Below are 12,846 nucleotides of genomic sequence, written 5' to 3'. Positions count from 1 at the left end.
TTTATTGCTTAACTAGAAATAATATTTAGCTAGTTTTAATTCATATTTCAAGATGATTTATATTTTATAGATTAAGAAGATAAGGGAGGAAATTTAAATGTTATACACAGTAATTAAAAAGAATAGCTATCAAGATTCTATAAATCTTATGTTGCTAACTAATTCAATTAATACATTAGATGGTGTTACAAAGTGTTCTATAATGATGGGAACTGAAGCTAATAAGGATATATTTAGAAATAGTGGCCTTCTTACAAAGGAAGCAGAGGCGGCAGCGGCAAGTGATATGATAATTGTTGTTGAAACAGAAGATGAAAAGATTATAGAAAAAGTCTTAGTGGAAGCAGATAAATTCTTAAGTGATTTAGCTGTTAAAAAAACTAAAAACAACACAGAAAACGTAAACACATTAGATGAAGCATTAGAAGAAATGCCTGATGCAAACTTAGCTTTATTCTCAATACCAGGAGAGTATGCAGCTGATGAAATAGAAAAAGCTTTAGATAAAAATTTAAATGTTTTTTCATTTAGCGATAATATCTCTCTTGAAGATGAGGTTAGACTTAAGAAGAAAGCACATGAAAAAGGACTTTTATTAATGGGACCTGACTGTGGTACTGGAATTATATCAAGTATTCCTTTAGCATTTACTAATGTAGTAAGACCAGGGAATATCGGTATTGTAGGAGCTTCAGGTACTGGGATACAAGAGGTAACAACTATAATAAATAGACTTGGTGGAGGAGTTGTACATGCTATAGGAACCGGTGGAAGAGATTTAAATGAAGCTGTTAATGCAATAACTGTAAGAGATGCTATTTTAGGTCTCGAAAACCATGACCCAACAGATGTCATTGTAGTAATTTCAAAACCACCAGCTAAAAGAGTTAGAGATGAAATAGTAGAATTATTACAAAATGTATCTAAACCAGTAGTTGCAATTTTCTTAGGAGAAAAGCCAGATCATCATGAAGGTAATGTTTACTTAGCTCATACCCTTGAAGAAACAGCTAGAATAGCAGTTGATCTTGCAAATAACTTACCTGTAAGAGAAAACTATTTAGAAGAAATAGATTATGATGTTAAAACTCCTTTATCTCAAGAAAAAACTGTAAAAGGACTTTATTCAGGAGGAACTCTTGCAGCAGAAGCTGGAATGTTAATTTCTGAAGCTTTAGGATTAGGTGAATTAATTAAAAAAGAAGGTTATATCTTAAAATCACATGGATATGAAGTAATCGATTTAGGGGATGATATGTACACTCAAGGAAAACCTCATCCAATGATAGATCCTGAAGTTAGAATTAATAAAATAAAAGAATATGCAGAGGATGAAAATACAGGTGTTATTCTATTAGACTGTGTTTTAGGATATGGATCACATAAAGATATGGCTGGAGCATTAAAGGATGTAATAAAAGATTCAATTGAAAAGGCAAAGGATAATGGAAGGGATTTATATTTTGTTGGAACAGTTTGTGGTACAGATCAAGATCCTCAAAGTTATGATGAATCAGTAAGAACACTAAAGGAGGCTGGAGTTTTAGTAGAAGACAGCAATGCTAAAGCTGTAAGACTTGCTCTTAAATTAAAAGAAATAGAATTTGAAGAGGTTGATAAAAAAGTAGTTGAAACAAATGTTACTAAAAGAGCTTTACCACAGGTTAGTGAAAGTATAAAAGAACTATTAAATTCAAAGCCACGCATAATTAATATAGGTGTTGAAAGCTTTACTGAATCAATTGTTGAATATGGTGGAAAAGCAGTTCAATATAATTGGAAACCAGTAGCTGGAGGAAATAAAAAGCTTATAAGAATACTAAATGCTTTATCAAAAATAGAAGAAATTGAAAAAGCTAATAATGAAGTAATTGATAAGATGAAATCTTCTCAACCATTCTTAATGGATGTTGTACCTGCAAAATCAGTAATAGATATATTAAATGATAAAGTTTTACTTCATGCAGGACCACCAATAGAATATAAAAATATGACAGGCCCAATGCAAGGTTCATGTATAGGAGCTGTATTATTTGAAGGATGGGCAGAGGATGAAGAAGGAGCAAAAGCTTTACTTGAAAATGGAGAAGTAAAATTCTCACCATGCCATCATGTGAATGCAGTTGGACCAATGGGAGGAATTACATCAGGAAATATGCCAGTGCTTGTTGTTGAAAATAAATTAGATGGGTCAGTTGCATATTGCATAATGAATGAAGGAATTGGTAAGGTATTAAGATTTGGAGCTTACTCTGAAGAGGTTGTAAATAGATTAAGATGGATGAGAGATGTTTTAGGTCCAGTATTATCTAAAGCATTAAAATTAAAAGATGGTGGATTAAACTTAAATGTTATAATTGCAAAAGCTATTACAATGGGTGATGAATTCCACCAAAGAAATATAGCAGCTTCACTTAACTTCTTAAAGGAAATTACACCTTTAATAGTAGAACTGGATATAGATGAAAAAGAAAAATATAGTGTTATTAAATTCTTAGCAGATACTGACCAATTCTTCTTAAATATAATGATGGCAACAGGAAAATCAATAGTAGAGTGTGCAAGAAAAGTAACTAGTGGAACAGTAGTTACAACAATGACAAGAAATGGCCGTGATTTTGGAGTTAGAATAAGTGGAATGGGAGATGAATGGTTTACAGCTCCAGTTAACACTCCAAATGGATTATATTTCACAGGGTTCTCTGAAGATGATGCAAACCCTGACATTGGTGATAGTGCAATAACAGAAACAGTAGGTGTTGGTGGAATGGCAATGGTAGCAGCACCTGGGGTTACAAGATTTGTAGGAGCCGGTGGGTTTGATGATGCTCTTAGAGTATCAAATGAAATGAATGAAATTTCAATTTCAAACAATTCAAATTGGAGTATTCCAACTTGGGACTTTAAAGGAGCTTGCCTTGGAATAGATGCCAGGAAGGTAGTAGCTACTGGTATAACACCACTTATTAATACAGGAATAGCTCATAAAAAAGCTGGTGTAGGACAAGTTGGTGCAGGTACAGTAAGAGCTCCACTTGCTTGCTTTGAAAAAGCAATAATTGCTTATGCAAAAAAATTAGGAATAGAAGTTTAAGAAAAATGTATTTAAATAAAAGTAGAGAGGTAGAGAGTAATCTACTACCTCTCTACTTAAAAAACAAAAGATTAGGAAAGGTTCATAGTAAGTTCAAAAGTGGAATAAATATTCAATTTGAAGATGTTTTAGTTTATATAAGTTATGTAGGAGCTCCATTATCAGCATTTGGAATAAATGTTGAAAAAGAAAAGCTATTAAAAATTATTAATAGTGTAAGTATAGATGATACTGTTGTCTTCAAAGATAACAAATTAATTTTTTATAGTATTTATGAAAATACAATTGTTTCATTAAAAAATATAACAAAACTCAATTTAAAACTTCCTAGAATAAAGTGTGATAAAAAACAAATTACAACTAATGCTTTATACAATTTTTTAGAAGAATATGAATTTGAAAATTTAATCGGAATTGATTTAGATGATAAAACTTATGAATATGTGGATTTGCTTTTAAATTCGGATAAAACAAATCCAGATATAAACAAAAAGATAATTAAATTTTTTATTGGAAGAGGTAAAGGATTGACACCAAGTGGGGATGATATTTTAATAGGATTCACAATGGCCTTAATGACTTTTGATAATAATGGCGATCTTAATAATTGGATAAAAGATATTAATATCATGATGAATGAAAATTTAACCACCATTATAAGTGTATCTTATCTTAAAGCCTTAACTAAAGGATATTTAAGTGAACATTTTATAGAACTAATAAAATCTATGGACTGTAAAGAAAATAAGATTATTTATGAAACAGTGAAAAAGGTTCAAACCTTTGGTCATACTTCCGGAAATGATACTTTATTTGGATTTTTCTTGGGATTAAAATTTTTAGTAAAGAATTAGGAGGGTTATAATGGAAAATAAAAAAAGAGCTACAATAAGTGAAAAATATAAAGCGATGCCTGTATCTGAAAAATATTGGTGGAAGGTAGTAGCACTATTCTTCTTTGGATGGATTTTAATGTATGCAGACAGAACTATTTTAAACCCTGTAATGGGACAAATAGCAGAAGAATTTAATTTAAGTAATTCTCAATTAGGTTTAGTTAACAGCATATTCTTTTTAACTTATGCAATTACTCAAATACCATTTGGTATTGTAGGAGATAAGTATGGAAGAAAGATGATTATAGCAGTAGGGTTCGTTATTTTTGGTATAACAACTTATTTAAGTGGTGTAGCCTCAGCTTTTGGAGTATTTATGATTTATAGAGCTTTAACAGGAGCTGGAGAAGGAGCTTACTATGGACCAGCTTATGCTATGGCAACTGAATCAATACCAACAAAAAAATTAACTTTGGGAACTGCAATAATAAATAGCGGTATGGCATTTGGTATTTCAGGCGGATATTTATTATCAAGTAAATTAGTTCTTGAAAATGGTGAGCATTGGAGTAAACCTTTTCTAATAATGTCTATTCCAACTGTTGTTATAGGGATTTTGATTTTTGTTCTATTAAAAGAAAGAGTTATTAGACCAGAAGATCAAGTAGTAGGTAAAGAAGTAACTAAAGAAGCAAAAGAAAAGCAAAAGGTTTCTTTAAAATCAATATTCTCAAATAAAAATTTAGTATGCACATTTATTTTATGTTTCTTCTCAATTTATGCGAACTTTGTAATTATCACTTGGCTTCCAAGATTCCTTCAAGTAGAAAGAGGGTTTGAAGGTACTAGTGTTGGATTTATTGCATCTTTAGTTCCATGGGCATCAATTCCTGGAGCGTTACTATTTGCAAATTTATCTGATAAATTTAAGGTTACAAAAAAATTCGTATTTTTCCTTGTGCCAGTATCATTAATATCTGTATTTGGAATAGCTTTTATTACTAATAAATCATTACTAATAGCCTTTTTAATAATATATGGACTAACAGGAAAATTAGCTTTAGATCCAATATTAGTTGCATTTGTAACTAAAAATGCCCCTAAAGCATCTCTATCAACAACATTAAGTGTATATAACTTTATTGGAATGTCAGGTTCAATAATTGCGCCTTATATAACTGGATGGATAGCAGATACATTAGGATCAATGAAGATAGGATTCTACCTAGCAGCAGCTTTACTATTAGTTGGTATGATAGTATTCAGCTTTACAAAAGAAAATAAAGAAGAAATAACAGTATAGATGGGGTGTTAGAAATGAAAAAGAAAAGAATAGTAGTTGCCCTTGGAGGAAATGCAATTTTATCAGATGACCCTTCAGAAAAAGCGCAAAGAAGGGCAATTAAATCAACTTGTGAAAAACTTATAAAGTTAACGTCAGAAGGGAATGAATTAATTATATCTCATGGAAATGGTCCTCAAGTTGGAAATTTACTTTTACAACAAGAAGCAGCTAATAATGAGAAAAATCCAGCAATGCCTTTAGATACTTGTGTTGCTATGACTCAAGGAAGTATTGGATATTGGATGCAAAATGAAATGAGTAATGCTTTATATGAAAAAGGAATAAAAAGACAAGTAGTTTCTATTATAACTCAAGTTTATGTAGATGAAAAAGATGAAGCTTTTAAAAATCCAACTAAACCAATAGGACCATTTTTAACTAAGGAAGAAGGAGAAATAGCAAGTAAAAAGGATTCTTGTATATACAAGGAAGATTCAGGTCGTGGATATAGAAAGGTAGTACCATCTCCAAAACCAATTGGAATAGTTGAATATGAATCAATTATAAAACTTATAGAAAATGGTAATATTATAATATCCTGTGGTGGGGGTGGTGTACCTGTTGTATTAGATAAGAATGGATACACTGGTGTAGAAGCTGTTATAGATAAGGATTTAGCCTCAGAAAAGCTTGCAGAATTAGTTGATGCAGATGAACTAATTATATTAACAGGCGTTGATAATGTATATATAAATTATAATAAAGAAAATGAAGAAAAACTTACAAAGATTACTGTAAGTAAATTAAAAGAATATATAGAAGAAGGGCAATTTCCAAAAGGAAGTATGCTTCCTAAGATTGAAGCTGCAATAGCTTTTGTAGAAAGCTCTAAATCAGGAGTTGCAATAATAACATCTCTTGATAAATTAGGAGAAATTAATGAAGGGGCAGGAACTGTTATAACAAGAGACTAAATATCTCATGATTTACAATGATATGGGGTTTTTATAATCCCATATCTAAATTTCATAAGGAGGAATGATTATGAAATTAAAAAAAGTAAATATGACTACCCAAGTAATGATTGCTATGATACTAGGAGTAATAGTTGGAGCAATAGGTAAAGAAAATGTAGATGGAATAAAAGTAATAGGTGATGTTTTTTTAAGATTGATACAAATGTCAATTATATTCTTAGTGATGGGACAAATAATAGAAGCTGTGGGAGAGTTAAATCCTAAGGAATTAGGGAAACAAGGAGTAAAGGTAATAGGAATTTTTTTTATAACCTCATTTTTAGCAGCAATGGTAGGAATAGTCTTTGGAATAATTTTTAAACCAGGCATAGGGTTACAATTAAGTTCAATAACAGCTGGAGAAATAGTAGAAAAAGCTAACATTGGAACACTTTCAGAGGTGCTTCTTGGATTTTTTTCAAGTAACATAATAAAATCTATGGCTGATGGGATTATTGTGCAAGTTATAGTGTTTTCATTATTATTCGGTTTAGCATTAAGCTGTTATAGAACTGAGAATAAAGATAGTAAATTAATCGCAGTAATATCAGAATTTAATAAAGTAATATTAAAAATGATTTCAATTATAATGAAAGTTGCTCCAATAGGAATTTTTTCATTAATTGCATCTACAGTTGGGAAAAGTGGAATAGAAGTAATATTACCTCTTTCAAAATATATAGGAGTTTATGCATTAGCAACAATAATATATCTATTAATATTTTTAAGTATAAGCGCTTCTTACTGTAGAATCAATATTTTTAAACTTATTAGGGGGATGGTTGGCATGTCAGTAATGGCACTAGCAACCACATCATCGGCAGTAACTTTACCAGTAGAAATGAAGGATGCAAAAGAAAAATTAGGAATTAGTGAAAAGATTAATAAGCTAGTTTTACCACTTGGAATGTCTTTAAATAGCAATGGATCAGCAATGCATATGGCACTTACTATTATTACAATATCACAAATCTATGGTGTTATGTATTCACCAAGGCAATATCTTTATATAGGAATACTTGCAACCTTAGTATCTTTAGCAAACGCAGTTGTTCCAGGAGCAGGCCTAGTTTCACTTGCAATAATTGTTCCGCAAATGGGATTGCCAATAGAGTCAATAGCTTTATTTGCAGGCGTTGAATGGTTTGTTGGAATGTTAAGAACAATTTTAAATGTTGATTCAGATACCTTAACCGCGTTAATAGTTGCAAAGAGCGAAAATGAAATAGATTATGATATATATAAATAGTAGTATTAATTTTGAAAATATCTAAATCATTTAGTTTATATATTAAAATAGTTGAAAAGACCCCTTTTGAATTCATAAGTTTATAAGTTCAAAATGACCTCTTAAGTCCGGGGTCTTTTTGCTTTTTCTATAAAAATATAAGCTTTTAATCAGTATGTTCACTTAAAAACTTAATTGTTTCATTCCAAGCTTGTCTACCTGGTTCAGTATCCATTTTAAATTGATATTCATGTTCTGTTATAAAATCTTCTTTAGAGAAAAATAGAGTAGTGTTTTTAACATTTTTTTCATTTAATTTTTCAGACAGTTCTCTTCCATGACTTTCAAAAGAACCGGTATTTCCATCTGTTATGAAACAAGGTGGAAAATCTTTCGTTAAATTATTTATAATAGTCATATCGGTTAGTGCTTCATTGTTTTTAAAATCTCTACTTCCCATATAACTCCAAGCTACTTGAGATAGAATAAATCTCATAGGAAAACTAATAATGGATAAATTTTCTTCACTAAAATTATAAGGGCCACAATATAATAAAGCTCCCTTTATGGACTCTTTAGGAATTATTTGCTGTGTGTTCATTTTCTTCGCAAAATTTTCATTTGTTTGAGTTATAACAAATTGACTAACTATCTGCGCTCCAGCAGAATCACCTGCAAAAAATAATTGCGTTTCGTCAATTGGATACTTATCCTTAATCGTAGAAAGGTGTTTACAAAATTCTCCTAATTGAGTTAGTGGAACAGGATATTTTGCTTCAGGAGCTAAACCATAGTTTATTGAAAGAACCAGATAACCTTTGCTTGCAAGTGTTGTGGAATATATCTCAATCTGATCTTTGTCACCACCAACAAATGCACCGCCATGAACCCATATGATTGTTGGATATTTATCTTTTTTACCATCATTAGGAATATAAATATCATATTTGTTTAGATTATATTCTGATTCATAGGTCAAATCTTTAACTGTTGAAACTTTACCTTTGTATTCCTCATAATTTGCGGGTTTTGTAGCAATTGGGGTTTCGAACATTTTTCTAACAATTAGAGCTGTAAAATTTGGTGTTATATTCACAATTATAACTGGGACTACCACTAAAATACATAAAAATATAGCAATTGTTGAAAGGATTTTTTTTGATTTTCTTTTCAAATTAGCTCCTCCTAATCAGATAAATTTCATGGTATATAAAAGCTATGACACCATTGAATCAGCATGTTAAATAAAATTACTAAACACATTGTATCAATTGATAATAAAATTTACAATTATTTAAATGATGTAAAAACATGGAATGAATAAACTACAAATCTATCATTTATTTATGTAGCAATATTGCATTTTATTTTCTGCATCATATAATGAAGTACCAAACAAAATAGGGGGTGATAAAATGAGTAACAGACATTATGTTTTATTAGCTACAGATGGATTGATTAAATTACCTTTAGATGGAGATTTATGTACTGAAAACAGAAAAGAGGTTTATATTTTCGGATTTACAGGTGGACTTTTAGAAGTAGATGGAGTGAAAATAAAAGGAAATGAATATTTAGATTATAAAAACCCAAATAATTGGGAGATACTCTTAAGTAAAAAAGGTACAGCTACTATTCCTTCTCCTATGATTTGGGGAGAAGTAGGTGACCATATATATGTCACACTTATTAATATTGGTATGAAGTATCGCCCAGATTTGATGGACTTTCATACTGTGCACATGCATGGTGCTCACGTTGCCACGCAGTTAGATGGCTTCCCTGAAAGTTCTTTTGGTGTTCCAATGTGGGAGGAAACCAATCCACTTACTCCACCACCTAATGCAACCTATTTCTTTCATCCGGAAAATCCCGGAACACTAATATACCATTGCCATGTAGAAGCTTCTGAACATGTTCAAATGGGCATGTATGGAGCATTGGTTATATATCCTTCTATGAAAAGTTTAGCTGAAAACGGAATTACAAAATGTAATAAATGTGGATGTTGGAAGTTAAATGATAGAATACAACATCATATTCCTAAAACTGCTACAAATAGAAATTTTGCTTATAATAATATCCACAGTTATTTTGATAAAGAATATGTAATGCTTTTATCCGATATTGATTCAACGTGGCATGAAAGCGTTCGTGAAAATATTCCTTTTAACGCAGTAAATTTTAAACCAGACTTTTGGCTAGTGAATGGAAGAGCATTTCCAGATACCCTTCTTCCACATCATTTAACTCCAATAGAGGGTAGTGATCCAAATCTTACTCAAATTAACTACGAATCCTATGTTCATGTAAAGACTAATGAAAGATTCCTACTTCGAATGATTAATATGGGCTATCAAGTAGTTCCGTGGCACATTCACGGTTGGCACTTTATGGTGGTGGGAAAAGATAGTCATCTAAGTCCTTTCTTGAAGATTGCTGAAGATTGTGGATGCCTTGATCATGAACTTACAGAAATGGGATTTACAGAAACTATTGGATCTGGAGAAACCTACGATTTAATTATTACTGCAGATGATAAGAGAGGATTGTACAGAAAGTATATTGTAATGGGGCAGGATGGTTTTCCTTCTCTTTGTAAGCAAATTAAAGAAATACAGAAAATTGATCCTACTGCCATCTTTGATATTCCAACGGAACCAGTACACTGTACTAATCCACAACTGGTAAACTATGTAGAAATTTGTAATCAGCCTTGTGGTGATCCAAATGACCAGTTCTTCCCACAATTTTATCCAATGCACAATCATGACGACTACAAAGTTACCAACAATGGAATATATCCAGGTGGTCAGTTAACAATGATTCAAACAGACGCACCAGATAAACTAATGTAATAAGAAATTTAGTATTGTATAGAAAAGAGCCTGTATCTACTTATGATGCAGGCTTCTTCATTAATATATTAATTTGTTATCTATGAATAAATCATTTTAATTTTATACCAGGTTAAATGGCTATTTTTCACTTGATATCTAAATAATACTATAATACTATGAAGGTATAATCAATTTTTATTTGAAATGAGGAGTTGTTAATATGACTGATACAATTAAAACTGTAAGGGTAGCAGTAGTTCAAGCATCCCCTGTGATTATGGATCTTAATGCTACTGTTGAGAAAACATTAATTCTAATTAAGAAAGCTAAGAAAATGGGAGCTAATATAGTTGTTTTTCCTGAATCTTTTATTCCTGCTTACCCAAGGGGACTTTCCTTTGGATTTGTCGTTGGAAGCAGAACAATGGAAGGGCGTAAAGATTGGCAGCGATACTACGAAAATTCTGTAGCAGTACCAAGTACCATAACAGATATTTTAGGAAAAGCGGCTGAAGAAGCTCAAATATACTTGTCCATAGGAGTTACAGAAAAAGATGATAGGGAATTAAATACTACACTTTATTGCACAAATTTATTCTTTGGTCCTAATGGACAACTATTAGGTAAACATAGAAAGTTAAAACCCACTGGTACAGAACGTTGCATTTGGGGAGAAGGTGATGGAAGTACCCTTACTGTAGTAGATACTCCTTATGGCAAGATGGGTTCGCTAATATGTTGGGAAAACTATATGCCATTGGCGCGTATGGCTATGTATGCAAAAGGAGTAAAGATATATATAGCTCCTACGGCAGACTCTAGGGAAGAATGGCAATGTACTATGAGACATATTGCATTAGAAGGAAGATGTTTTGTGATTGGATGCAATCAATATGTTGAAAAAAGTATGTATCCTGCAGATCTTAATTATTATTATGAACTGGAATCTCAACCGGAAATCATGTGCCCCGGCGGTAGTTGCATAGTGGACCCTTTTGGAAAATATGTTGTTGAACCAGTTTTTAATAAGGAAGAAATTTTAATTGCTGATTTGGAATTAGACCAAATTATACAAAGTAGAATAGATTTTGACGTAGTGGGTCATTATTCAAGACCAGATGTATTTAAGTTCACTGTAGAAGAGTAGACTAAAGCATAAATAAGAAACTATATTAATTTAAGAAGATTAAAAATAGAAAAATTTTAAATTATTAATATAGGAGGAGTTATTTAATGGAGAGTAATTCAAGTGTCATTGAAAAATTAATGAGGGAATATGACAGACCCTTTTATATATACGAGGAAAGTATTATTTCTAATAAAATTGAAATTCTTTTAGAAAAATTTCCACAGTTTGAGTTTTTATATTCAATAAAGACTAATCCATATAAGCCTATGGTAGATTTTATTGTATCAAAGGGATTTGGTGCAGATGCAGCTTCTGAAGAGGAGGTAACTATAGCACAGAAAGCAGGTTTATCCAATGAGAAAATATTATACTCATGTCCAGGAAAAACACGCAAAGATATTGAAAAAGCTTTGGATAAGTCGATTATAATAGCGGATAGTTATAATGAATTAATCTTGATTAATGAGGTTGCAAAACAGAAAAAACTACATGTTAAGGTAGGATTGAGAATAAATCCTGATTATACTATGGATAGTGGAAAGGGAGGAAGCAGTAAATTTGGTGTTGATGAAGAAACGCTTATTGAGCAAAAAGATTTTTTTGATAGTTTGACTAATATAAGAATCATTGGTATTCACGTCCATCTGCGCTCCCAGGTTCTTGATCACAATATACTCTATGGATATTATGAGAAAATCTTTGAATTATCCTTATTTTGCAAAGAGACTATGGGCTGGGAACTGGAATTTATTAATTTTGGGGGAGGTCTAGGTATAGTATATTCATTATTAAATGATAGCCCTCTTGATATTGGGTTACTTAGTGATGGATGTGAAAAATTATTTCAAAAATTTAGGCATAAAATTGATGCAAGACTTATTATAGAAACAGGTAGGTTTGTAGTGTGTGAAGCCGGTAAATATGTTACTCATATTGTAGATATAAAAGAATCTAGAGGAACAAAATACTTAGTAGTAGAAAATGGACTTAATGGTTTTCTAAGACCTTCTATTGCAGAACTTTTAACTGCTTATACACCTGAAGGAAGTAAATTGCAGGGGTGTGAACCATTATTTACAACTAAAGATGCCTTTGAATTTACTATTCTTAAAAGAGAAAAGTCCTTTCTTGAAAAGGTAAGCATTGTGGGAAATTTGTGTACATCAGCTGATATAATGGTGAAAGATATAATGCTGCCAAAGGCTGATATTGGTGATATATTAGTAGTATCAAAAGCTGGAAGTTACTCCTATTCATTGACACCAGTATTGTTTGCAAGCCATCCTCTGCCATTGCAATTTTATGTGAAGTCAAATGGGGAAATATGTACAGCATAATAAATTAATTAACTGAGCCGCGCAAATTGAACTGACCCTTGTCAAGTAGACAGATTATTTAATTAAAATATTATGCACTTA

At 31.3% G+C, this 12,846-nt stretch carries 9 protein-coding genes; 8 read left to right on the top strand and 1 reads right to left on the bottom strand.

Going from position 1 to position 12,846, the window contains the following annotated elements; translation table 11 throughout:
• Nucleotides 1-97: 97 nt before the first annotated feature.
• The 5 genes from fdrA to RYO54_RS09945 all read left to right on the top strand — a co-directional run bounded on the left by fdrA (nucleotide 98) and on the right by RYO54_RS09945 (nucleotide 7,480).
• Entirely contained in the window at nucleotides 98-3,094 is a 2,997-nt protein-coding gene (gene fdrA / locus RYO54_RS09965; protein ID WP_315118201.1) for an acyl-CoA synthetase FdrA, read from the top strand.
• A gap of 5 nt (nucleotides 3,095-3,099) precedes the next feature.
• On the top strand, nucleotides 3,100-3,948 hold the full coding sequence (locus RYO54_RS09960; RefSeq protein WP_315118199.1) for a DUF2877 domain-containing protein: 849 nt from the start codon (nucleotides 3,100-3,102) through the stop codon (nucleotides 3,946-3,948).
• Nucleotides 3,949-3,958: 10 nt separating this feature from the next.
• Nucleotides 3,959-5,233, top strand: coding sequence for an MFS transporter (locus RYO54_RS09955; RefSeq protein ID WP_315118197.1), 1,275 nt, complete (start codon nucleotides 3,959-3,961; stop codon nucleotides 5,231-5,233).
• Nucleotides 5,234-5,247: 14 nt separating this feature from the next.
• Nucleotides 5,248-6,189, top strand: coding sequence for a carbamate kinase (gene arcC, locus RYO54_RS09950; protein WP_315118195.1), 942 nt, complete (start codon nucleotides 5,248-5,250; stop codon nucleotides 6,187-6,189).
• 70 nt (nucleotides 6,190-6,259) lie between these two features.
• Nucleotides 6,260-7,480, top strand: a complete 1,221-nt coding sequence (locus RYO54_RS09945) for a dicarboxylate/amino acid:cation symporter (protein WP_315118194.1) — start codon at nucleotides 6,260-6,262, stop codon at nucleotides 7,478-7,480.
• 145 nt (nucleotides 7,481-7,625) lie between these two features.
• Here RYO54_RS09945 and RYO54_RS09940 read toward each other — a convergent pair whose 3' ends face one another.
• Nucleotides 7,626-8,633 (bottom strand): alpha/beta hydrolase, encoded by a 1,008-nt coding sequence (locus RYO54_RS09940; RefSeq protein WP_315118193.1) that lies wholly within the window; start codon nucleotides 8,631-8,633, stop codon nucleotides 7,626-7,628.
• 241 nt (nucleotides 8,634-8,874) lie between these two features.
• Here RYO54_RS09940 and RYO54_RS09935 point away from each other — a divergent pair, with 241 nt between their 5' ends.
• From RYO54_RS09935 to RYO54_RS09925, 3 genes are all read left to right on the top strand, one after another.
• Nucleotides 8,875-10,317: a multicopper oxidase domain-containing protein gene (locus RYO54_RS09935; RefSeq protein WP_315118191.1), complete on the top strand. Its 1,443-nt coding sequence runs from the start codon at nucleotides 8,875-8,877 to the stop codon at nucleotides 10,315-10,317.
• A 202-nt stretch (nucleotides 10,318-10,519) separates the two neighbouring features.
• A complete protein-coding gene (locus RYO54_RS09930; RefSeq protein WP_315118189.1) occupies nucleotides 10,520-11,446 on the top strand; it encodes a carbon-nitrogen hydrolase family protein in 927 nt (308 codons plus the stop codon).
• A gap of 86 nt (nucleotides 11,447-11,532) precedes the next feature.
• Nucleotides 11,533-12,765, top strand: coding sequence for a hypothetical protein (locus tag RYO54_RS09925; RefSeq protein WP_315118187.1), 1,233 nt, complete (start codon nucleotides 11,533-11,535; stop codon nucleotides 12,763-12,765).
• Nucleotides 12,766-12,846: the final 81 nt, after the last annotated feature.

The sequence above is a fragment of the uncultured Clostridium sp. genome (assembly GCF_963515715.1).
Classification (GTDB): Bacteria; Bacillota; Clostridia; order Clostridiales; family Clostridiaceae; genus Clostridium_AW.
This window is presented reverse-complemented; position numbering and strand designations above follow the sequence as displayed.

Excerpts from the sequence above, each read along its gene's own strand:
- fdrA (WP_315118201.1), top strand. The coding sequence starts at position 98 with ATGTTATACACAGTAATTAAAAAGAATAGCTATCAAGATTCTATAAAT.
- RYO54_RS09960 (WP_315118199.1), top strand. The coding sequence starts at position 3,100 with ATGTATTTAAATAAAAGTAGAGAGGTAGAGAGTAATCTACTACCTCTC.
- RYO54_RS09925 (WP_315118187.1), top strand. The coding sequence starts at position 11,533 with ATGGAGAGTAATTCAAGTGTCATTGAAAAATTAATGAGGGAATATGAC.
- RYO54_RS09955 (WP_315118197.1), top strand. The coding sequence starts at position 3,959 with ATGGAAAATAAAAAAAGAGCTACAATAAGTGAAAAATATAAAGCGATG.
- RYO54_RS09935 (WP_315118191.1), top strand. The coding sequence starts at position 8,875 with ATGAGTAACAGACATTATGTTTTATTAGCTACAGATGGATTGATTAAA.
- RYO54_RS09930 (WP_315118189.1), top strand. The coding sequence starts at position 10,520 with ATGACTGATACAATTAAAACTGTAAGGGTAGCAGTAGTTCAAGCATCC.
- RYO54_RS09945 (WP_315118194.1), top strand. The coding sequence starts at position 6,260 with ATGAAATTAAAAAAAGTAAATATGACTACCCAAGTAATGATTGCTATG.
- arcC (WP_315118195.1), top strand. The coding sequence starts at position 5,248 with ATGAAAAAGAAAAGAATAGTAGTTGCCCTTGGAGGAAATGCAATTTTA.